Below are 20,821 nucleotides of genomic sequence, written 5' to 3'. Positions count from 1 at the left end.
GGGGGGGGTACCGCCCCCCCCCCCCCCCCTTCCCCCCCCCCCCCCCCCCCCCCCCCCCCCCCCCCTGCCGTCACCACTCCGGGCGCCCCGGCGACCGCGCCGTCACCGTCCTCGCGCGCCCGCGCTCACTGCCGTCACGCCGGCTCCACGTCCCGGAGCAGCTGCCCGAAGGCGGCCTCGTCCACCACAGGCGTGCCGAACTGCCGGGCCTTGACCACCTTCGAGGTGTGGGAGTCGGGGTCGTTGGTGACCAGCAGGCTGGTCAGCCGGGACAGGCTCGACGCGACGTGCAGCCCGGCCTCGGTGGCGCGGTCCTCCAGCAGCTCCCGCTCGATCGAGGTGTCCCCCGAGAACGCCACCCGCATGCCCTGTTTGAGTGACTTGCCCTCTTCGTAGCGCCCCGGGTTGGGATAGGGGCATGCGGGCCTTTTGCGTGCCGGGCGCCAACTGGTCGGCCGGTAGCCGCCGTAGCCGCCCGCCTGCTGCCCGATGCGGGGTGTCGCCGGGCGGTCGGCCCACTCGGTCAGCGGCCGGCACTCCAGCAGCGGCAGCCGGACCCCGCCCGCCGCCGCGGCCCGCAGGCTCGGCCGGAATGCCTCGGCCAGGACGCGCGCGTCGTCCAGCGCGTGGTGCGCCCGCTGCTGTACGACGCCGAAGTGGGCGGCCAGCGACTCCAGCTTGTGGTTGGGCAGCGGCAGCCCCAGCTCCTTGGAGAGCGCGATGGTGCACAGCCGCTGCCGCACCGGCACCTCGCGCTCCGCGCGCGCGTACTCCCGGGCGATCATCTGCCAGTCGAAGACGGCGTTGTGCGCGACGAGGACCCGGTCCGCGAGCCGGCCGGCGAACTCCTCGGCGATGTCCGGGAAGAGCGGCGCGCCTTCGAGCGCCTCGCTCGTCAGGCCGTGGATCCACACCGGGCCCGGGTCCCGCTCCGGGTTGACCGTCGTGTACCAGTGGTCCTCGACCTCGCCGCGGGCGTCCAGCCGGTAGACGGCCGCGGAGATGATCCGGTCGTCCCGGGCGAGGCCGGTGGTCTCCACGTCAACGACCGCGTATCCCTTCGGATACGCGGCCGGCCACACCGTGGCGGAGGACGCTGCGGTCGTGAGGTCTTCGAGCATGGTTCCTGAGGATACGGGCCCCGACTGACAGCCCGGTCCCGCACCCGTCCGTCAGGTCCCGGGCGGCGCCCGCCCGTTCGAGTGCCGTGAATGGTGCGAATGTCTGTGCGCGTGGCTATGGACCTTTTCGGCACCCGGTGCGAACGTGCTGCCCGCCCGGCGCGACACCCACGCACGACGACCCCCGTAAGACCACCGCGCACGACCACCGCCGGGAGAGCCGCCGGTGGCGCCCGCCGAGCGGCGTACGGCCGACGGCCGCCGCGGAGGGTGCCGTCGGGACGGACACGGCCCGGTGCACGGACGACGAAGGGCGGTACGGCACATGGCACGCGTACGGTACGGCGCGCGGACCGAGGCGGAGATCGCCGCCGCGCGCACGGCGAGCTCCCGGCTCCCCGACATCTGGTCCACGGGCGTGGTGGCCCTGTGGGAGACCGACCCGGACGCCCTCGCGGCGGTGCTGCCGCCACCCCTCAAACCCACCGGCCGGCCCCTGGTCCGGGTGAACATCAGTCAGGTCGCGCTGCCCGGACAGGCCCTGGGGGCAGGCTCGTTCGCGGTCGCCGCCGCCCACGACGGCGTCGACGGCTGGTACCCGCTGGTCATGCCGATGACCCTGGAACGGGCCCTGACCGGCGGCCGTGAGGTGTTCGGGGAGCCCAAGAAGCTCGGCGAGGTGACGATCGAGCGGGACGGTCTCGTCGTCCGCGCGTCCCTCGCCCGGCACGGCATCGCCTTCGTGGAGGTGCGCGGCGCCACCGACGGCGTGCTGCCGCTGCCGGCGCCCGCCTCCAGGACCGACTTCTACTTCAAGTTCCTGCCCGCGGTGGACGGTTCAGGCTTCGACGTCGATCCGGTCCTGGTGCACTGCGTACGCCGGGAGCGGGTGCGCGCACTCGAACGGGTCACCGGGGACGTCGTCCTGCGCGAGTCGGTGTACGACCCGGTCGCCGACCTGCCGGTGCGCCGGCTCCTCGGGATCACCATCGGCGAGAAGACCAGCGACCAGCGCGGCCGGGTCGCCGAACGGGTGTCCGCCGAGGCCCTGTTGCCGTACATCCACCAGCGCTACGACGATCCCGCGCAGATCCTCGACGCACCGCCCGGGGGGAACGCCTGATGGACCTTCATCCCGGACAGGTGGCCGTCGTCACCGGCGCGGCGAGCGGCATCGGTCTCGCGATGGCACGGCGGTTCGCCGCCGAGGGCCTCACCGTCGTCCTCGCCGACGTGGAGGGGGACGCCCTGGACAAGGCCGCCTCGGACCTGCGCGCGGACGGCGCCGAGGTGCACGCGCGCGTGGTCGACGTCGGTGCCCGCGACCAGGTGGCGGAACTCGCCGACTCCGTCTACGCGACCTGTGGAGCGGTGCACGTCCTGTGCAACAACGCCGGCGTCGGCTCGGGCGCGGAGGGCCGCATGTGGGAGCACGACCCGAACGACTGGGAGTGGGCCTTCGCCGTCAACGTGTGGGGTGTCTTCCACGGCGTCCAGGCGTTCCTGCCGAGGATGCTGGCCGCCGGTGAGCCCGGCCACGTCGTCAACACCTCCTCCGCGGACGGCGGGATCGCCCCGCTGCCCACCGCCTCCGTGTACGCCGTCACCAAGGCGGCAGTCGTCACGATGACCGAGTCGCTGTACGCGCATCTTCGGGCGGAGCACGCGCGCGTGGGCGCGTCCGTCCTGTTCCCCGGCCCGCACATGCTCCGCACGGGCCTGTGGGAGTCGCACCGCAACCGGCCCGCCCGGTACGCCAAACGACGCCCGCGCAGGACCCCCTACCGCAGCCTCGCGCAGTGGGAGACCGCGATGCGGGAGGCCGGGCAGGAGGTGCGTTTCACGCCCGTGGAGGAGGTCGCCGACCTGGTCGTGGACGGTGTCCGCGCGGACCGCTTCTGGCTGCTGCCCGGGAGTGAGCGCAGCGACGACCAGATCAGGGCGCGGGCGCGGTCGATGCTCGACCGGACGAACCCGTCGTATCTCGAACCCTTCATCCTGGACTGAGAGGGGAACGCTGTGACCGGCCAGGACCCGTACCTGATCATCTCCTCCGACTGCCACGCCGGGCTGCCCACCGAGGAGTACCGGCCCTACCTGGACTCCCGCCACCACCGCGCCTTCGACGAGTTCCTCGCCGGGCGCGACCGGCGCCGCGAGGAGATGACCCGGCTCGGCATCCGCAACGAGGCGTTCGCCGACAAGTGGTTCCACGACAACGAGGAGGGCCTGCGCGGCGGCTGGGACGCGGCGCAGCGCGTCAAGGAACTGGACGGCGACGGCGTGGCGGCCGAGGTGGTCTTCCCGGACGCCGACGCCGTGGACAGCCGGACCGCGGCGCCCTTCGGCGTCGGCCTCGGCCTCTCCGGCGACCAGGACCCCGAGCTCGGCATGGCGGGCGCGCGGGCGCACAACCGCTGGCTCGCCGACTTCGTGTCCGAGCACCCCGAACGGCACTGCGGCGTCGCCCTGTTGCCGGTCACCGCCCCCACCGGCCTGGTCGTGGAGGAGGTGTACCGGGCGAAGGAGTCCGGTCTCGGTGCCCTGATGATTCCCGCCATGTGGGTCGACAAGGAGCCGTACCACGACCGGCGTTACGACCCGGTGTGGGCGGCGGCCGCCGAGTGCGGGATGCCGGTGCTCACCCACTCGGGGGCCGCGCCGCGCCACGAGTACGGCGACCACCTGGGGATCTACGTCTCCGAGGTCACCTGGTGGCCGGCCCGGCCGCTGTGGTTCCTGCTCTGGTCCGGCGTCTTCGAACGTCACCCCGGCCTCAGGTTCGGTGTCGCGGAGTCGGGTTGCTGGTGGCTGCCGAACCTGCTGTGGTTCATGGACCGGCTCTACCTGGGCGCGCACGGCGGCAAGAAGCTGTCCCCCTTCGCGGAGTTGCGGCGCCCGCCGCACGAGTACCTCGACCGGCAGGTCTTCGTCTGCGCGACCAACACCAAGCGCCGCGAACTCGCCCAGCGCTACGAGATCGGCGTCGACAACATGCTGTGGGGCAGCGACTTCCCGCACCCCGAGGGCACCTGGCCCGACACGCGCGGCTGGCTGGCCCGCACCTTCCACGACATCCCGGTGGCGGAGACCCGCCGCATGCTGGGCCTGGCGGCGGCCGAGGTGTTCGGCTTCGACACCGAGCGGCTGGCCCCCCTCGCCCGCCGTATCGGCCCCACTCCGGCCGACCTCGGCCAGCCGGACGACCAGGCGGCCGTGGCGGCGTCCTGGGCGCGCTCGCGCGAGGTGGGCCGGCACTGGCTGACCGACCACGACTTCCCGGCGCTGGGGGTGACGCCGTGACCGAGGAGCGGTACACGGTCGTCTCGGCCGACTGCCACGCGGGCGCCGACCTCCTGGACTACCGGCCGTATCTGGAGCGCGCGTACCACGACGCCTTCGACGCGTGGGCGGCGACCTACGTCAACCCCTACGAGGACCTGGTCGCCGACACCGCCGACCGGAACTGGAACTCCGGGCGGCGGCTGGCCGAGCTGGAGGCGGACGGCATCGTCGCGGAGGTGGTGTTCCCCAACACGATCCCGCCGTTCTTCCCGTCCGGCTCCCTGATGGCGCCGGCCCCGACCGCCGCGGAGTTCGAGCGGCGCTGGGCCGGACTGCGCGCCCACAACCGGTGGCTGGCGGACTTCTGCGCGGCGGCGCCGGGCCGGCGCGCGGGCGTCTTCCAGATCCTCCTCAACGACGTGGACGAGGCGGTCCGGGAGATCCGGTGGGCCTCGCGGGCGGGCCTCACGGGCGGCCTGCTGCTGCCCGGCACGCCCCCCGGCTCGGGCCTGCCCGAGCTCTACTCCTCGGTGTACGACCCGATCTGGGCGGTCTGCGAGGAACTGGACGTGCCCGTCAACCACCACGCGGGCTCGGCGTCCCCGCCGCTGGGCGCGGAACCGGCCGCCCGCGCGGTGTTCATGGTCGAGACGACCTGGTTCTCGCACCGCGCGCTGTGGCACCTGGTCTTCGGCGGCGCCTTCCGCCGCCACCCGCGGCTGCGGCTGGTCCTCACCGAGCAGGGTTCGGGCTGGATTCCCGGGGTGCTCGACATGCTGGACTACTACCACGGGCGCATGGTCGCGGCCGCGGAGCGGGCGGTGACGGCGGAGGCCAGGTTCGGGGCGGGCCTCGCCGCCGGCATGGGCCGGCGTCCGTCCGAGGTGTGGCGGGACAACTGCTTCGTCGGCGCCAGCTTCATGCGCCCCCACGAGGTGCCGCTGCGCGGGCGCATCGGCATCGAGAAGATCATGTGGGGCAGCGACTACCCGCACGACGAGGGAACCCATCCCTACTCCCGCGAGGGCCTGCGGTTCGCCTTCGCGGGCGTTCCCCGGGAGGAGGTCGCGGCGATGATCGGGGGCAACGCGGCCCGCGTGTACGGCTTCGACCTGGACCTGTTGGACGCCCGCGCGGCGAAGGTGGGCCCGACGGTGGCGGAACTCGCGGAGCCGTTGGACGAACCGCCCGCGGACGCGACGAGCCCGGCCTTCGCGCGCGGGGCGTCGGTACGGGTCTGGTGAGGATCACCGAGGGGTCCGTGCGTCCTCGGTGCAGGGCCATGGCGTCGGTACGGGTCTGGTGAAGGCCGGCGGCGGTCCGGGCGCCGGTGAGGGTCGGTGCGGCTCCGGTGTCGCGTGGGGTGCGATCCTCCCTGGGTGACGGAACCCACCCACAGCGAGGCGCACAGCGGCGCGCTCGGCTCCCGCCTGAACTGGTTGCGGGCCGCGGTCCTCGGTGCGAACGACGGCGTCGTGTCCACCGCCGGCCTGGTCGTGGGGGTGGCCGGCGCGACGGACGACAGCTCGGCCCTGCTGACGGCCGGCCTGGCGGGTCTGCTCGCCGGGTCGCTGTCGATGGCGGCCGGCGAGTACGTGTCCGTGTCCACCCAGCGCGACTCGGAGAAGGCCGCCCTGGCCCTGGAGAAGCGGGAGTTGCGCGAGCAGCCGGAGGCCGAACTGGAGGAGCTGACCGTACTGCTCCAGGAGCGGGGGCTGTCCCGGGACGTGGCCCTGGAGGCCGCCGTCCAGCTGACCGAACGCGACGCGCTCAGGGCGCACGCGCGCGTGGAACTGGGCATCGACCCCGACGAGCTCACCAACCCGTGGCACGCGGCGTGGGCGAGCTTCCTGGCGTTCACCGCCGGGGCGCTGCTGCCCCTGCTGGCCATCGTGCTGCCGCCGGCGCACCGGCGGGTCGGCGTCACCGTGCTGTGCGTGCTGGCCGCCCTCGTGCTGACGGGCTGGAGCAGCGCGCGGCTGGGCGCCGCGCCCCCCGGCAGGGCGGTGCTGCGCAACGTCGTGGGCGGGGCGCTGGCCATGGGCGTCACCTACGCGGCCGGGACTGCGCTGGGTGCGGCCGGGGTGTAGCGCGGCGCGCCGCGGGTGTCGGCGTACCGTGAAGGGCGCCCGGCCACCCCACGGGCGCACCGGCACAGCTCAGACCGCACGAGAAGGATCCTCGCCATGCGCGCCACCACCATCCACGCCCCGTACGACATGCGCGTGGAGGACGTGCCCGAACCCGTGGTGCAACTGCCCACCGACGCCGTGGTGCGGGTGCTGCGCGCCTGTATCTGCGGCAGCGACCTGTGGGCGTACCGCGGTGAGGCGGTCCGGCAGCCGGGGCAGCGGATCGGGCACGAGTTCCTCGGGATCGTCGAGGAGGCCGGCTCCGAGGTGACCGGTGTGCGCCGGGGGGACCTCGTCGTCGCGCCCTTCATGTGGTCCGACGGCGTCTGCGACTACTGCCGTGAGGGACTCACCACCTCCTGCGAGCACGGCGGCTTCTGGGGCTCCGTCGGTTACGACGGCGGCCAGGGCGAGGCCGTGCGGGTGCCCTTCGCCGACGGCACCCTCGTCCCGCTGCCGCGTGACGCGGCCTCCGACGACCACCTGCTGTCCGCGCTGCTGACCCTGTCCGACGTCATGGGCACCGGCCATCACGCCGCCCTCGGCGCGGGAGTGCGCCCGGGCGCCACCGTCGCCGTCGTCGGCGACGGGGCCGTGGGCCTGTGCGCGGTGCTGGCCGCCAAGCGCCTCGGGGCCGAGCGGATCATCGCGCTGGGCCGCCACCGGGTCCGTACGGACATCGCGCGCCGCTTCGGCGCCACCGACGTCGTCGCCGAGCGCGGGGAGGCGGCCGTCGAGGCCGTGCGTGAACTGACCCGCGGGCAGGGCGCGCACGCCGTCGTCGAGGCCGTCGGCACCGAGCAGTCGATGCGTACGGCGGTCGGTGTCACGCGCGACGGCGGCGCGATCGGTTTCGTCGGCGTGCCGCACGGCAGCGGGACCGGACTGGACCTCGGCGTCCTGTTCGACCGGAACGTGGCGCTGCGCGGCGGGGTCGCGCCGGTCCGTGCGTACATCCCCGAACTGCTGCCCGACATCCTGGAGGGGCGCATCGACCCGTCGCCGGTCTTCGACCTGACGGTGGGGCTGGAGAGCGTGCCCGACGGCTACAAGGCGATGGACGAACGCACCGCGCTCAAGGTCCTGGTGACCACCTGACGTGACGGGCCCGCCGGCTCAGCTCCAGCGGGCGGCGTCCGTCCCCCAGCCTCCCGGTGGCCGGGCCCAGTCGGCGGGCCCGCCGGTGAAGGAGACGGGCGGCAGCGCGTACCGCAGCCGTCCGAGCGGGCTGCCGGTCCCGGACAGCCAGGGACCGGGCCCGTCGTACACCGCGTCCGCCGGTCCCTCCGGCCCGGCTCCGGCGCCGTTCAGCAGCCACCGCGCGGTCCGGGCCAGCGCCACCGCGACGAACCGGCTGCCGCCCTCGTACGACTGCTCGGTCAGCGCCCGCAGGACCGCCGCCGCCAGCAGGTAGCCCGTGCCGTGGTCGAGGGCCTGTGCGGGCAGCGCGCCGGGGCGTCCGGGCGACCCCTCGACGACGGCGATGCCGGTGGCGGCCTGCACCAGGCTGTCGAAGCCGCGCCGCTCGCCCCACGGCCCGTACGCGCCCCACGCCGACAACTGCGCCACGACCACTCCGGGCCGCCGTTCGGCCAGCGCGCGCGGGGACAGCCCGAAGCGGTCCAGGGCGCCCGGCCGGTAGCCGGTGACGACCACGTCCGCCCGCGCGAGCAGTTCCTCGAAGACGCTCCGGTCGGCGACCAGGTCCAGCGTCGCGGAGCGTTTCCCGAACCCCGTGTCGGCGTGCTGGTCGGGGAGTTCGGGCAGCCGGGGCGGGTCCACGCGCAGCACGTCCGCGCCGAGCAGGGCGAGCGTGCGGGTCGCGACCGGGCCCGCCACGACCCGGGTCAGGTCCAGCACCCGCAGCCCGGCAGCGGGCAGCAGGGGAGCGTCTGCGACGGGCGCCGGCACGCGCGCGGGTGCGGAGTCCAGCCGGTGTCGCTCCACCAGCGGCCGCTCGGCGACGGCGGCGGCCTGGGCGTGCGCGGCCCACTCCGCGGGCGTGCGCAGCGCCACGGCGAGGCCCCCGGCCGCGTGGACGGCGTCCTCGACCTCCGGGGCGGTCCGTTCCGCGAGGGCCCCCTCGAACGAATCCGCCCGGTCCCCGGGCAGGCCGAGCGCCGACAGGAGCCGGGCCCGGTGGTGCGGGTAGTTGGCGTGCGTCCGCACCCAGCCGTCCGCCGTCCGCCAGAAACCGGACAGCGGGGCGAAGGCGACCGGCGCGCGTCCGTCGACCAGCAGGTGCCGTTCGCTGACGAACGCCGTGGCCACCGCCCCGTCGTCCACCCGCACCCGGGGCATCTCGGCGAGGCCGGCCCGGCGCGCGCCCAGTTCGGCCGCGGCCAGCGCGCACGCGGCCACGCAGGCCCGCGCGAGGCCCCGTACGGGAAGGCGCCCTTCGAGAGCGCCCTCCCGCGTCACGGCGGACACCCGCGCGACGAGCGCGGGGTCGCCGCCCACCGCGGACCAGGCGAACGCGATATCGGTCATGACTACATCATGCAGTATTGACTGAATCAATATACGGACCGATGTACGGACCTACGTGATCAGCGCACCGCGTCCAGAGCGTTGACGATGCCGAACCCGTAGAAACCGTTGACCCGCTTGACGCCCTTGCACACGGCGTCCTGCGTGCCGTCGCCGTCCTGGTCGTAGGACGCCGGGCAGCCGGGGTTGTCCGCCTGCGCCTTCAGTAGCAGCTGCAACTGGGCCGGGCTCGCGTACGGGTGCGTCGACTTCAGCAGCGCCGCGACGCCCGCGGCGTGCGGCGAGGCCATCGAGGTGCCCTGGAGGAAGCCGTACGCGCCGTTCGGCAGCGTGGACAGGATGCGGCCGTCCTTCGAGGGCGTGTCCGGGATCTGGTAACGCCGGTCGCCACCCGGTGCCGCGACGTCGATGACGCCCTTGCCGTACGAGGAGTAGTACGACTTGACGTTGTCCACGCCCGTCGCGCTGACCGTGACGACACCCGGCAGCTGGGTCGGCACGTCGAAGCACTCGTGCGGGTCGACGGTCCGCTCGGAGGGCGTGCCGTCGTCGGGGCTGCTGGCGTCGGTGACCGCGTCGGAGTCCAGGTCGTCGGCGGAGTTGCCCGCGGACGCGAGGTTCAGGGTGCCCCGGTGCTGGGCGTACAGCTGGGCCCTGTTGACCGCGTCAACGATGGCCCGCTGGTCGGGGTCGTCCATGCAGTTGTACAGCCACGGGTCCACGTAGTAGCTGTTGTTGGTGATCTCGACGCCGTGGTCGGCGGCGAACACGAAGGCGCAGACGACGCTCTCCGGGTAGAAGAGGCCGTTATCCGGGTCGCTCACCTTGATACCGGCGACCTTCACACCCGGGGCCACGCCCGCGACGCCGATGCCGTTGCGGGCGGCGGCTATCTCACCGGCGACGTGCGTGCCGTGGTAGTCCGCCGCGGTGTACGGACGCCAGGCGCCCGCACTGGTGTCCGCGACACCGCCGACGCAGTTCGCGGACTGTCCGGCGGAGAAGTTCGGGGCGAGATCGGGGTGGGTGTCGTCGACGCCGGTGTCGATCACGGCGACGGTCACCCGGCGGCTGCCCGGGTTGATCGTGGCGGCCTTGTCGGCGCCGATCGCGCGCAGGTCCCACTGGTCGGCCTCCAGGGGCTCGCCCTCGCCCGCCGTGGCGGAGGCGCTCGCCACCCTCGCGGCCTGCGCCTTCGACAGGACCTGCGCCGCGCCCTCCTCGGTCGTGCCGGCGGCGGCCAGCGGGGCGGTGCGGGTGGCGCCCGCCGACTGCACCCCGCGCACGGCGCGGATCCGTGTGCCGAAGTCGGGGTCGGCCGAGTGCACGACGATCACCCCGATCCTGTCGTACGTCACGACGACCGTGCCGCCGGCCGCGGCCACCGCCTTCTTCACCGACTCGATCGTGCGGTGGTCCACCGTGGTGTTGACGACGTACGCCAGGCTGGGCGCGTCCGCGGTCTGCGCCGTCTCCTGCGCGCGCGGGGCGGCCGAGGCCGCCGCCGGCAGGAAGCCGAACGAGGCCGTGAGCGACAGCACGACAGGCACGGCGAGCGCGAGGCGGCGGCTGGAACGCAGATGAGCCATGGGGTCTCCACATCATCCGGAAACGAAAAGCTGCCCTCGGCACAGGTGGCGCGTGGGCAGGTACATGACGGGTGGTGCAGCCCGAAGCTATCCCCCTCGGCCGCTGGCCAGCAATGACTTCCCTGAGGTGACTTCGGAAACAGGGCACGGGAGTTGAACCGGTCCCCACCTCGCGCCGTGACCTCCGACAGGGAGCGCGGACTCGCGCCCCCGTCCACCGACGCACCCGTGTCCGCAACGCGAGGAGACTCCGTGGCCACCGACGCACCGCCCCCCTCGAAAGAGCAGCACGCACCACCCTCCGCGGAGGAGTACACCGAGGTGCACGCGAGCGCGGAGTTCGCCGAACTGCGCCGCACCCAACGCTCCTTCGCCTTCCCGCTGACCTTCGCCTTCATCGCCTGGTACCTGCTGTACGTACTGCTGTCGAACTACGCGGGCGACTTCATGGGCACCAAGGTGGGCGGCAACATCAACATCGCGATGGTCCTCGGCCTCGCCCAGTTCCTCACCACGTTCCTCATCGCCTGGTGGTACGCGCGACACGCCGCCGCCAAGCTCGACCCCAAGGCGGAAGCCATCAAGTCCCGGATGGAGAACGGCGCATGAGCCCCGCGATCACCCTGGCCGCCGGCGAGGCGAGCGAGCACCGCACCCTGATCATCATCCTGTTCTCGGTGTTCGTCGCCGCGACCCTCGTCATCACCGTCTGGGCCGGCCGCCAGACCAAGGACGCCGCCGACTTCTACGCGGGCGGACGGCAGTTCACCGGTTTCCAGAACGGCCTGGCCGTCTCCGGCGACTACATGTCCGCCGCGTCCTTCCTCGGCATCGCGGGCGCCATCGCCCTGTTCGGCTACGACGGCTTCCTCTACTCGATCGGCTTCCTGGTCGCCTGGCTGGTCGCCCTGCTGCTGGTCGCCGAACCGCTGCGCAACTCCGGCCGCTACACGATGGGTGACGTACTGGCGTACCGGATGCGCCAGCGGCCCGTCCGCACGGCGGCCGGCACCTCCACCATCGTCGTGTCGATCTTCTACCTGCTGGCCCAGATGGCGGGCGCCGGCGTCCTGGTGTCCCTGCTGCTCGGCATCACCAGCGACGCCGGCAAGATCGGCATCGTCGCGCTGGTCGGCGTCCTGATGATCGTGTACGTCACGATCGGCGGCATGAAGGGCACCACCTGGGTCCAGATGGTCAAGGCCGTGCTGCTGATCGCCGGCGCCCTGCTGCTGACCTTCCTGGTCCTGCTGAAGTTCGACTTCAACGTCTCCGACCTGCTCGGCTCGGCCGCCGACAACAGCGGCAAGGGCGCGGCCTTCCTGGAGCCCGGTCTCAAGTACGGCGCGACCGGCACCACCAAGCTCGACTTCCTCTCCCTCGGCATCGCCCTGGTCCTCGGCACCGCGGGCCTGCCGCACATCCTCATCCGCTTCTACACCGTCCCCACCGCCAAGGCCGCCCGTAAGTCGGTCATCTGGGCCATCGGCCTGATCGGCGCCTTCTACCTGATGACCCTCGCCCTCGGCTTCGGCGCCGCCGCGCTGATCAAGCCGGACGAGATCGTCGCCTCCAACAAGGCGGGCAACACCGCCGCGCCGCTGCTCGCCCTCCACCTCGGCGGTGTCGACTCCGACTGGGGCGCGATCCTCCTCGCCACCATCTCGGCGGTCGCCTTCGCCACCATCCTCGCGGTCGTCGCCGGCCTGACCCTGGCCTCGTCCTCCTCCTTCGCCCACGACATCTACGCGAACGTCATCAAGAAGGGCACGGCCACCGAGAAGCAGGAGATGACCGCGGCCCGCTACGCGACCGTCGGCATCGGCGCCGTCTCCATCCTGCTGGGCGCCCTCGCCCGCGACCTGAACGTGGCCGGCCTGGTCGCCCTCGCCTTCGCGGTCGCCGCCTCCGCCAACCTGCCGACGATCCTCTACAGCCTCTTCTGGAGGCGGTTCACCACCTCCGGAGCCCTGTGGTCGATCTACGGCGGACTGGTCACCGCGGTCGGCCTGGTGCTGTTCTCGCCGGTCGTCTCGGGCAAGCCCACGTCCATGTTCCCCGACGTCGACTTCCACTGGTTCCCGCTGGAGAACCCCGGCATCGTCTCGATCCCGGTCGGTTTCCTGCTCGGCGTCCTCGGCACCCTGCTGTCCAAGGAGGAGCCGGACACGGCGAAGTACGCGGAGCTGGAGGTACGGTCCCTGACCGGCACCGGAGCGCACTGAGCACCCCGGCCGGCAGCACCCCGGGCGCGGCCGTCTCGAAGGGATCCACGGCCCGGCCGCGCCCCACCTCGTGTGGTCGGCCCCTGACCCTGTCGGAGGAGTCACGTAGGCTCGCAGATGAGACAGGACATGCGAGCCGCTACGAGGGAGGGGGCCCACAGTGCTCATCGACACCTACGGCCGGGTGGCCACCGACCTGAGGGTCTCACTGACCGACCGGTGCAACCTGCGCTGCACCTACTGCATGCCCGAGGAGGGACTGCAGTGGCTCGCCAAGCCGGACCTGCTCACCGACGACGAGATCGTCCGGCTGATCGACATAGCCGTCACCTCCCTCGGCATCCGGGAGGTCCGGTTCACCGGCGGTGAACCCCTGCTGCGTCCGGGCCTGGTCGGCATCGTCGAGCGGGTCGCCGCGCTGGAGCCGCGCCCCCAGATGTCGCTGACCACCAACGGCATCGGCCTCAGGCGCACGGCCGCCGCCCTGAAGGCGGCCGGCCTGGACCGGGTCAACGTCTCGCTGGACACCCTGCGCCCCGACGTGTTCAAGACCCTCACCCGCCGGGACCGCCACAAGGACGTCCTGGAGGGCCTGGACGCCGCCCGGGACGCGGGCCTGACCCCGGTCAAGGTCAACTCCGTGCTGATGCCGGGGCTGAACGCGGACGAGGCCCCCGACCTGCTGGCCTGGGCGGTCGAGCACGCCTACGAACTGCGCTTCATCGAGCAGATGCCGCTGGACGCCCAGCACGGCTGGAAGCGCGACGGCATGATCACCGCGGGCGACATCCTGGCCTCCCTGCGTACCCGGTTCGACCTCGTCCCCGAGGGCTCCGAGGAGCGCGGTTCGGCCCCCGCCGAACGCTGGATCGTCGACGGCGGACCGCACCGCGTAGGCGTCATCGCCTCCGTCACCCGGCCGTTCTGCGCGGCCTGCGACCGCACCCGCCTCACGGCCGACGGCCAGGTGCGCACCTGTCTGTTCGCCCGCGAGGAGACCGATCTGCGCGCCGCCCTGCGCTCCGACGCCTCCGACGAGGACATCGCCCGCGTCTGGCGGCTGGCGATGTGGGGCAAGAAGGCCGGCGCCGGCCTGGACGACCCGTCGTTCGTGCAGCCGGACCGGCCGATGTCGGCGATCGGCGGCTAGCGCACAGCCCGGTCCGAGTCCGCTCCGGGGCCGGTTCGGGCCGGTCGGTTCGGGGCCGGATCGGTTCGGGTTCGGGGTCTTCGGGTCAGGACGCGGTGGGCGCTTCCCACTCCGCGAACCTGACGACGTCCTTCAGGAACCCCCGTACGTCGAGGAACCGGGACAGGTGCTCCCGGTGCTCCTCGCACGCCAGCCACGTCTTGCGCCGCTCCGGCGTGTGGATCTTCGGGTTGTTCCACGCGAGGACCCACTCGGCGTCGGCACGGCAGCCCTTGGCGGAACAGATCGGGGTCTCGTCACTCACGGGTTCGACTCACAGACAGGGGTGCGCGGCACGCGATACGCGGCGGAGAAGTCGGTGAACAAGGCGACGCCGAGCAGCCACGGGGGGAGCTGCCCGGCGTCGGTCTGTCGCTCCGACGGGGGATGCGGAGCGCCTACGAAGTATGTCACGGGTAACCCGCCGCCCGGCACTGGAACAACATGATTGATCTGAGCTTTTCTTGAGCTTTGTGCGGAGTCGACTTCCGTTTGCGCACCCTCCACAAAGGGGTCACAAGGGGGCCTGTGAAGATCACGTCCGGTCGTTCGGAGCGCTCCGCGAGGACGCTCCGGGATCACTCACGGCGTCCTCCGAAGAGGGCGCCGTGCCCCTTTCGTCCGGCCGCGACGAACTGATCCGGCCACCGACCGGAAGGGCGGGCGGCGTCCCCAGCCGGCTCGCCGCGCTCACGAAGGTCGAGGGGAGCGACGGCGCGTTCTCCCGGCCCGCGTTGGCGATCACCACGGAGATGTAGGGCAGGACCGCTCCGAGCACCAACGCCACGATGGCGACGTGCCGTTCGACGTTCCAGAGCGCTACGGCGAGGATGACCGACAGCGTGCGGATCGACATGGAGATGACGTACCGGCGCTGACGTCCGCGCACGTCCTCCTGGAGCCCCGTGCGGGCCCCGGTGATCCGGAACACCTGAGCGGCGCCGTCACCATGCTGCTTCCGCATCACAATCCACCATCCACCCGCGTCGGACTCGCCCGGCCCGTCGGCACACGCCCCCGGAGGGGAGGTGGGACCTGGACCGCTTCCACGGTACGCCGCACCTGCGCCGCCTACGAGACCGGGGCACCCACGGTCCGGGCAACGGGTCTGCGCCGGGCTGTGTAGTGCCGGACGCCGGATGGCCGTACCCGGCATGCGCCGTGGCGCGGACGGTCCGAGACTTGGCGTAGTGCTCACGTGGAGCCGTATGAGGAGGCAGGCATGGGCTGGTTGTGGGCGATCATCGTCGGGTTCGTGCTGGGGCTGATCGCGAAGGCGATCCTCCCGGGCAAGCAGCACAGCCCGCTCTGGCTGACGACGATCTTCGGCATGCTGGGCGCCGTCGCCGGCAACGCGCTCGCCCGCGCCTTCGGCGTGGAGGCCACCGCCGGCATCGACTGGACCCGGCACCTCTTCCAGTTGGTGGCCGCGATCATCATCGTCGCCGTGGGCGACATGGCGTACATGGCGGTCCGCGGCAACAGGCAGCGCGCCTGACGGGACGGACCGGACGGACACGACGAGGGGGCGGCCTCCCCGAAACGGGAGACCGCCCCCTCATCCGTGCGAGAGGCCCTAAACCCCGGTGACCTCGACCGCGGCCAGGTTCTTCTTGCCGCGGCGCAGCACCAGCCACCGCCCGTGCAGCAGGTCCTCCTTGGCGGGGACCGCGTCCTCGGCGGCGACCTTGGCGTTGTTCACGTAGGCGCCGCCCTCCTTGACCGTGCGGCGCGCGGCCGACTTGCTGGCCACCAGACCGACCTCGGCGAACAGGTCGACCACCGGACCGAGCTCGGCCACCCGCACGTGCGGCACCTCGGAGAGGGCCGCGGTCAGCGTCCGCTCGTCGAGCTCCGCCAGCTCGCCCTGGCCGAACAGCGCCCTGGACGCGGCGATCACCGCGGCCGTCTGCCCCGCGCCGTGCACCAGCGTGGTCAGCTCCTCGGCCAGCGCCCGCTGCGCGGCCCGTGCCTGCGGCCGCTCCTCGGTCTGCCGCTCCAGCTCCTCCAGCTCCGCACGGGAGCGGAAGGACAGGATGCGCATGTACGTGGAGACGTCCCGGTCGTCCACGTTCAGCCAGAACTGGTAGAACGCGTACGGCGTCGTCATCTCCGGGTCGAGCCAGACGGCGCCGCCCTCGGTCTTGCCGAACTTGGTGCCGTCCGCCTTGACCATCAGCGGCGTCGCCAGACAGTGCGCCTGGGCCTGAGGCTCCAGCCGGTGGATCAGGTCGAGGCCCGCGGTGAGGTTGCCCCACTGGTCGCTGCCGCCCTGCTGGAGCGTGCAGCCGTACCGTCGGTACAGCTCCAGGAAGTCCATGCCCTGGAGCAGCTGGTAGCTGAACTCGGTGTAGCTGATGCCCTCCTGCGACTCCAGGCGCCGGGCGACGGAGTCCTTGGTCAGCATCTTGTTGACCCGGAAGTGCTTGCCGATGTCCCGCAGGAACTCGATCGCGGACAGACCGGCCGTCCAGTCCAGGTTGTTGACCATCACCGCGGCGTTCTCGCCCTCGAAGGACAGGAACGGCTCGATCTGCCCGCGCAGCCGGGTCACCCAGTTCGCGACGGTCTCCGGGTCGTTCAGCGTGCGCTCCGCGGTGGGCCGGGGGTCGCCGATCTGGCCGGTCGCCCCGCCCACCAGCGCCAGCGGGCGCAGGCCCGCCTGCTGGAGGCGGCGCATGGTGAGCACCTGCACCAGGTGACCGACGTGCAGGCTGGCCGCGGTCGGGTCGAAACCGCAATAGAACGTGACGGGACCGTCCGCGAGCGCCTTGCGCAAAGCGTCCTCGTCGGTGGACAGGGCCCACAGCCCACGCCACTTCAGCTCGTCGACGATGTCCGTCACGGTTCTCGTATCTCCTCGGATGACTTTCGGGCGGTCGGCTGACAGCCGACTACGAGGTTATACGCCCTGGCTGACAGAGCTCATATTGAAATCGGGGATGCGCAGCGCGGGCATCGCGGCCCTGGTGAACCAGTCGCTCCACTCCCTCGGCAGGGTCTTCTCCGTCCGGCCCGCCTCGGTCGCCCGGCCCAGCAGGTCGACCGGCGACTCGTTGAACCGGAAGTTGGTGACCTCGCCGCTCACCTCGCCGTTCTCGACCAGGTAGACGCCGTCCCGGGTCAAGCCGGTGAGCAGCAGCGTCGCCGGGTCGACCTCGCGGATGTACCAGAGGCAGGTCAGCAGCAGCCCGCGCCCGGTGCTCGCGACCATGTCCTCCAGGGAGCGGTCCTCGCCGCCGGTCAGGATCAGGTTGTCGATCGCCGGCGCCACCGGCAGGCCGGTGAGGGCCGCGCCGTGCCGGCTGGTCATCAGACCGGCCAGCTCGCCCTCGCGCACCCAGTCGGTGGCCGTGAGCGGCAGCCCGTTGTCGAACACCGACTGGTCGCCGCCGGAGGAGTGCGCGAGCACGAACGGCGCGGACTCCAGGCCCGGCGCGTGCGGGTCGCTGCGCAGGGTCAGCGGCAGCTCGGTGAGCCGCTCGCCGACACGCGTGCCGCCGCCGGGCTGGGAGAAGACCGTACGGCCCTCCACCGCGTCCCGGCCCGACGCCGACCACATCTGGTAGATCAGCAGGTCCGCGACGGCCGTCGGCGGCAGCAGCGTCTCGTACCGGCCCGCCGGCAGGTCGATCCGCCGCTCGGCCCATCCGAGGCGTACGGCCAGTTCCGCGTCCAGCGAGGCCGGATCGACGTCCTTGAAGTCCCGCGTGGAGCGCCCCGCCCACGCCGACCGCGTCCGGTCGGGGGACTTGGCGTTGAGCTCCAGCGTGCCGTTGGGCTGGTCGTGCCGCAGGCGCAGCCCGGTCGACGTACCGAGATAGCTGCTGACCAGTTCGTGGTTGGCGAAGCCGTACAGCTCGCGGCCGCCCGCACGCGCGCGGGCGAACGCCTCGCCGAGTGCCGGGGCGAAGTCGCCGAACACGGCGGAGGTGGTCTCGGCGGGCGGTTCCGTGAAGTCGGGCGCCTGAGGCACCCCCGTCACCAGTGGCTGCGCGTCCTCGGCGGGGCCGGCGGAGCGCGCGGCGGCCTCGGCCGCCCGCACGAGCGGCTCCAGCTCGTCGGTGGTCACGGCCGAACGGGAGACGACACCGGAGGCGGTGCCCTCCTTGCCGTCGACGGTGGCGATGACCGTGAGGGTGCGCCCGCGCGTGACACCGTTGGTGGTCAGCGCGTTGCCCGCCCAGCGCAGGTTCGCGGTGGACTGCTCGTCGGCGATCACCACGCAGCCGTCGGCCCGGGACAGTTCGAGGGCGCGCTCGACGACCTCGTGCGGCTTGGGGGTACGCGCGCTCATCGGCCGGCCTCCTGCGTGGTGTTCAGAATGTTGACGCCCTTGAAGAGGGCGGACGGGCAGCCGTGCGAGACCGCGGCGACCTGGCCGGGCTGGGCCTTGCCGCAGTTGAAGGCGCCGCCCAGGACGTACGTCTGCGGGCCGCCCACCGCGGCCATGGAACCCCAGAAGTCGGTGGTGGTCGCCTGGTAGGCCACGTCCCGCAGCTGTCCGGTGATCCGCCCGTTGTCGATCCGGAAGAAGCGCTGACCGGTGAACTGGAAGTTGTAGCGCTGCATGTCGATCGACCAGGACCGGTCGCCGACGACGTAGATCCCGCGGTCGACCCCCCCGATCAGGTCCTCCGTGGACATCCCGGCCGGGTCCGGCCGCAGCGACACGTTGGCCATGCGCTGCACCGGCACGTGCGCGGGGGAGTCGGCGAACGCGCACCCGTTGGAGCGCTCGAACCCGGTCAGCCTCGCGATCCGCCGGTCCAGCTGGTAGCCGACGAGCGTGCCGTCCTTCACCAGGTCCCAGGACTGTCCCTCGACGCCCTCGTCGTCGTAGCCGACGGTCGCCAGGCCGTGCTCGGCGGTGCGGTCACCGGTGACGTTCATCAGCTCGGAGCCGTACCGCAGTTTCCCCAGCTGGTCGAAGGTGGCGAAGGAGGTGCCGGCGTAGGCGGCCTCGTAACCGAGCGCGCGGTCCAGCTCGGTGGCGTGACCGATGGACTCGTGGATGGTCAGCCACAGGTTGGACGGGTCGACCACGAGGTCGTAGAGACCTGCCTCGACGCTCGGGGCCCGCATCTTCTCGGCGAGCAGCTCGGGGATCTGCTCCAGCTCGCTCTCCCAGTCCCAGCCGGTGCCCGTGAGGTACTCCCAGCCGCGGCCCACCGGCGGCGCGACGGTCCGCATGGAGTCGAACTCGCCGCTCGACTCGTCGACCGACACGGCGGTCAGCTGCGGATGCAGCCGCACCCGCTGCTGCGTGGTCACGGTCCCCGCGGTGTCGGCATAGAACTTGTTCTCGTGCACGGTGAGCAGTGAGGCGTCGACATGGTTGACGCCGTTCGCCGCCAGCAGCCGCGCGCTCCACTCCGCGAGCAGCCCGGACTTGTCCTCGTCGGGCACGGAGAACGGATCGGTCTCGTACGACGAGATCCACGTCCGGTCGGCGTGCACGGGCTCGTCGGCCAGTTCCACCCGCTCGTCGGAACCGGCCGCCTTGATCACCTGCGCGGACAGCTTCGCCATCGCCACGGCCTGCGAGGCGACCCGGGCGGCGGCGTCCATCGTCAGATCCACCCCGGAGGCGAAGCCCCACGTACCGCCGTGCACGACCCGCACCGCGTACCCGAGGTCGGTGGTGTCCGACGACCCGGCGAGCCGCGCGTCCCGCAGCCGCCAGGACGCGCTGCGCACCCGCTCGAACCGGAAGTCGGCGTGCTGCGCGCCGAGGGCACGCGCGCGGGCGAGAGCGGCGTCGGCGAGGGCGCGCAGGGGTAGGGCCGTGAAGGCTTCGTCGATGGTATGAGACACGGAGGTCTCTCCTTGTTGTCGTGACCTGTGACCTGTGGTTGCCCCGATCATGTCGCGCGGGCGGGCCCGCGGACCACACGTTTGGGTCGGCGACCGGCAACTTTCTGTAGGGACCCGACAGTGAGTCCCCACAGCCACTGTCGGTGCCCGATTCTTCGTCGGCGGTTCGGGACCGATAGGTTTTTGAGGAAGCCGCCTGTCACCCAGCTGTCCGGGCGGGTGCGTCTGACCGCTATCGAAAGGGTGATCTGTTGAGCCGCTCGGTTCTCGTCACCGGAGGCAACCGGGGCATCGGCCTCGCCATCGCCCGCGCGTTCGCCGACGCCGGCGACAAGGTCGCGATCACATACCGCTCGGGTGAGCCGCCGGCCGCCCTCGTGGAGCTCGGCTGCCTTGCAGTCAAGTGCGACATCACCGACACCGAGCAGGTGGAGCAGGCCTACAAGGAGATCGAGGCCGAGCACGGCCCGGTCGAGGTCCTGATCGCCAACGCGGGCATCACCAAGGACCAGCTCCTGATGCGCATGTCCGAGGAGGACTTCACCTCGGTCCTCGACACCAACCTCACCGGCACCTTCCGCGTCGTCAAGCGCGCCAACCGCGCGATGCTGCGCGCCAAGCGGGGCCGCGTGGTCCTCATCTCGTCGGTCGTCGGGCTGTACGGCGGCCCCGGCCAGGCGAACTACGCCGCCTCCAAGGCCGGCCTGGTCGGGTTCGCCCGGTCCCTCGCGCGCGAGCTGGGCTCGCGCAACATCACCTTCAACGTCGTCGCGCCCGGTTTCGTCGACACCGACATGACCAAGGCGCTCACCGACGAGCAGCGCGAGACCATCGTGAAGCAGGTACCGCTCGGCCGGTACGCGCAGCCCGAGGAGGTCGCCGCGACGGTGCGGTTCCTCGCCTCGGACGACGCCTCGTACATCACTGGAGCCGTCATTCCCGTTGACGGCGGACTGGGAATGGGTCACTGATC

Annotated in this window: 19 protein-coding genes; 11 read left to right on the top strand and 8 right to left on the bottom strand. The window is 72.3% G+C overall.

The features are described from left to right. Window positions 1-134: 134 nt before the first annotated feature. Window positions 135-1,121, bottom strand: coding sequence for a DEDDh family exonuclease (locus tag AC07AZ_RS30140; RefSeq protein ID WP_478853283.1), 987 nt, complete (start codon window positions 1,119-1,121; stop codon window positions 135-137). Between the two features lie 325 nt (window positions 1,122-1,446). Between AC07AZ_RS30140 and AC07AZ_RS30135 the strand changes: the two genes are divergently transcribed. The 6 genes from AC07AZ_RS30135 (at window position 1,447) to AC07AZ_RS30110 (ending at window position 7,636) form a co-directional block, all read left to right on the top strand. Beyond that, on the top strand, window positions 1,447-2,244 hold the full coding sequence (locus AC07AZ_RS30135) for an acetoacetate decarboxylase family protein (RefSeq protein ID WP_478853281.1): 798 nt from the start codon (window positions 1,447-1,449) through the stop codon (window positions 2,242-2,244). Next, window positions 2,244-3,128, top strand: a complete 885-nt coding sequence (locus AC07AZ_RS30130) for an SDR family NAD(P)-dependent oxidoreductase (RefSeq protein ID WP_478853279.1) — start codon at window positions 2,244-2,246, stop codon at window positions 3,126-3,128. Before AC07AZ_RS30135 ends, AC07AZ_RS30130 begins: the two co-directional genes overlap by 1 nt. Window positions 3,129-3,140: 12 nt before the next feature. Further along, window positions 3,141-4,424, top strand: coding sequence for an amidohydrolase family protein (locus AC07AZ_RS30125; RefSeq protein ID WP_478853277.1), 1,284 nt, complete (start codon window positions 3,141-3,143; stop codon window positions 4,422-4,424). Beyond that, on the top strand, window positions 4,421-5,650 hold the full coding sequence (locus AC07AZ_RS30120) for an amidohydrolase family protein (protein ID WP_478853275.1): 1,230 nt from the start codon (window positions 4,421-4,423) through the stop codon (window positions 5,648-5,650). The genes AC07AZ_RS30125 and AC07AZ_RS30120 overlap by 4 nt, the downstream gene beginning before the upstream one ends. A gap of 135 nt (window positions 5,651-5,785) precedes the next feature. Continuing rightward, window positions 5,786-6,496 (top strand): VIT1/CCC1 transporter family protein, encoded by a 711-nt coding sequence (locus tag AC07AZ_RS30115; RefSeq protein ID WP_478853273.1) that lies wholly within the window; start codon window positions 5,786-5,788, stop codon window positions 6,494-6,496. A 96-nt stretch (window positions 6,497-6,592) separates the two neighbouring features. Continuing rightward, a complete protein-coding gene (locus AC07AZ_RS30110; protein WP_478853271.1) occupies window positions 6,593-7,636 on the top strand; it encodes a zinc-dependent alcohol dehydrogenase family protein in 1,044 nt (347 codons plus the stop codon). Window positions 7,637-7,654: 18 nt separating this feature from the next. On the opposite strand, the gene AC07AZ_RS30105 is transcribed toward AC07AZ_RS30110, so the two are convergent. Beyond that, window positions 7,655-9,028, bottom strand: a complete 1,374-nt coding sequence (locus AC07AZ_RS30105; protein ID WP_478853269.1) for a CoA transferase — start codon at window positions 9,026-9,028, stop codon at window positions 7,655-7,657. A gap of 59 nt (window positions 9,029-9,087) precedes the next feature. Next, window positions 9,088-10,617, bottom strand: coding sequence for a S8 family peptidase (locus tag AC07AZ_RS30100; protein ID WP_478853267.1), 1,530 nt, complete (start codon window positions 10,615-10,617; stop codon window positions 9,088-9,090). Between the two features lie 252 nt (window positions 10,618-10,869). On the opposite strand from AC07AZ_RS30100, the gene AC07AZ_RS30095 reads away from it, so the two are divergent. From AC07AZ_RS30095 to moaA, 3 genes are all read left to right on the top strand, one after another. Next, on the top strand, window positions 10,870-11,226 hold the full coding sequence (locus AC07AZ_RS30095) for a DUF485 domain-containing protein (protein WP_478853265.1): 357 nt from the start codon (window positions 10,870-10,872) through the stop codon (window positions 11,224-11,226). Next, window positions 11,223-12,842, top strand: a complete 1,620-nt coding sequence (locus tag AC07AZ_RS30090; protein ID WP_478853263.1) for a solute symporter family protein — start codon at window positions 11,223-11,225, stop codon at window positions 12,840-12,842. The genes AC07AZ_RS30095 and AC07AZ_RS30090 overlap by 4 nt, the downstream gene beginning before the upstream one ends. A gap of 160 nt (window positions 12,843-13,002) precedes the next feature. Next, window positions 13,003-13,992 (top strand): GTP 3',8-cyclase MoaA, encoded by a 990-nt coding sequence (gene moaA / locus AC07AZ_RS30085; RefSeq protein WP_478853261.1) that lies wholly within the window; start codon window positions 13,003-13,005, stop codon window positions 13,990-13,992. A gap of 85 nt (window positions 13,993-14,077) precedes the next feature. On the opposite strand, the gene AC07AZ_RS30080 is transcribed toward moaA, so the two are convergent. Both AC07AZ_RS30080 and AC07AZ_RS30075 read right to left on the bottom strand, forming a co-directional pair. Further along, window positions 14,078-14,296 carry a hypothetical protein gene (locus AC07AZ_RS30080; protein ID WP_478853259.1) on the bottom strand — a complete coding sequence of 73 codons (219 nt, stop codon included), beginning with the start codon at window positions 14,294-14,296 and terminating at the stop codon, window positions 14,078-14,080. A gap of 270 nt (window positions 14,297-14,566) precedes the next feature. After that, window positions 14,567-14,995: a DUF3099 domain-containing protein gene (locus AC07AZ_RS30075; protein WP_478853257.1), complete on the bottom strand. Its 429-nt coding sequence runs from the start codon at window positions 14,993-14,995 to the stop codon at window positions 14,567-14,569. A gap of 258 nt (window positions 14,996-15,253) precedes the next feature. On the opposite strand from AC07AZ_RS30075, the gene AC07AZ_RS30070 reads away from it, so the two are divergent. Beyond that, window positions 15,254-15,529 (top strand): GlsB/YeaQ/YmgE family stress response membrane protein, encoded by a 276-nt coding sequence (locus tag AC07AZ_RS30070; RefSeq protein WP_478853255.1) that lies wholly within the window; start codon window positions 15,254-15,256, stop codon window positions 15,527-15,529. Between the two features lie 78 nt (window positions 15,530-15,607). Here AC07AZ_RS30070 and tyrS read toward each other — a convergent pair whose 3' ends face one another. The 3 genes from tyrS to AC07AZ_RS30055 are packed head-to-tail and all read right to left on the bottom strand — an operon-like array spanning window position 15,608 to window position 19,848. Continuing rightward, window positions 15,608-16,876 (bottom strand): tyrosine--tRNA ligase, encoded by a 1,269-nt coding sequence (gene tyrS / locus AC07AZ_RS30065; protein WP_478853253.1) that lies wholly within the window; start codon window positions 16,874-16,876, stop codon window positions 15,608-15,610. Between the two features lie 57 nt (window positions 16,877-16,933). Then, window positions 16,934-18,328: a metallopeptidase TldD-related protein gene (locus AC07AZ_RS30060; protein WP_478853251.1), complete on the bottom strand. Its 1,395-nt coding sequence runs from the start codon at window positions 18,326-18,328 to the stop codon at window positions 16,934-16,936. Next, window positions 18,325-19,848, bottom strand: a complete 1,524-nt coding sequence (locus tag AC07AZ_RS30055) for a TldD/PmbA family protein (RefSeq protein ID WP_478853249.1) — start codon at window positions 19,846-19,848, stop codon at window positions 18,325-18,327. The genes AC07AZ_RS30060 and AC07AZ_RS30055 overlap by 4 nt, the downstream gene beginning before the upstream one ends. Window positions 19,849-20,099: 251 nt before the next feature. Between AC07AZ_RS30055 and fabG the strand changes: the two genes are divergently transcribed. Beyond that, entirely contained in the window at window positions 20,100-20,819 is a 720-nt protein-coding gene (fabG, locus tag AC07AZ_RS30050) for a 3-oxoacyl-[acyl-carrier-protein] reductase (protein WP_478853247.1), read from the top strand. The last annotated feature ends 2 nt before the right edge of the window (window positions 20,820-20,821 follow it).

This window comes from Streptomyces sp. NPDC043878 (assembly GCF_056435735.1).
Note: the sequence above shows the minus strand (reverse complement) of the source record. Positions and strands in the feature narration are given on the sequence as shown.

Bases quoted from the DNA above. Each gene is read 5' to 3' on its own strand.
- AC07AZ_RS30060 (WP_478853251.1), bottom strand. From the start codon at position 18,328: ATGAGCGCGCGTACCCCCAAGCCGCACGAGGTCGTCGAGCGCGCCCTC.
- AC07AZ_RS30110 (WP_478853271.1), top strand. From the start codon at position 6,593: ATGCGCGCCACCACCATCCACGCCCCGTACGACATGCGCGTGGAGGAC.
- AC07AZ_RS30075 (WP_478853257.1), bottom strand. From the start codon at position 14,995: ATGCGGAAGCAGCATGGTGACGGCGCCGCTCAGGTGTTCCGGATCACC.
- AC07AZ_RS30105 (WP_478853269.1), bottom strand. From the start codon at position 9,028: ATGACCGATATCGCGTTCGCCTGGTCCGCGGTGGGCGGCGACCCCGCG.
- AC07AZ_RS30070 (WP_478853255.1), top strand. From the start codon at position 15,254: ATGGGCTGGTTGTGGGCGATCATCGTCGGGTTCGTGCTGGGGCTGATC.
- AC07AZ_RS30135 (WP_478853281.1), top strand. From the start codon at position 1,447: ATGGCACGCGTACGGTACGGCGCGCGGACCGAGGCGGAGATCGCCGCC.
- AC07AZ_RS30130 (WP_478853279.1), top strand. From the start codon at position 2,244: ATGGACCTTCATCCCGGACAGGTGGCCGTCGTCACCGGCGCGGCGAGC.
- AC07AZ_RS30140 (WP_478853283.1), bottom strand. From the start codon at position 1,121: ATGCTCGAAGACCTCACGACCGCAGCGTCCTCCGCCACGGTGTGGCCG.
- AC07AZ_RS30090 (WP_478853263.1), top strand. From the start codon at position 11,223: ATGAGCCCCGCGATCACCCTGGCCGCCGGCGAGGCGAGCGAGCACCGC.
- AC07AZ_RS30100 (WP_478853267.1), bottom strand. From the start codon at position 10,617: ATGGCTCATCTGCGTTCCAGCCGCCGCCTCGCGCTCGCCGTGCCTGTC.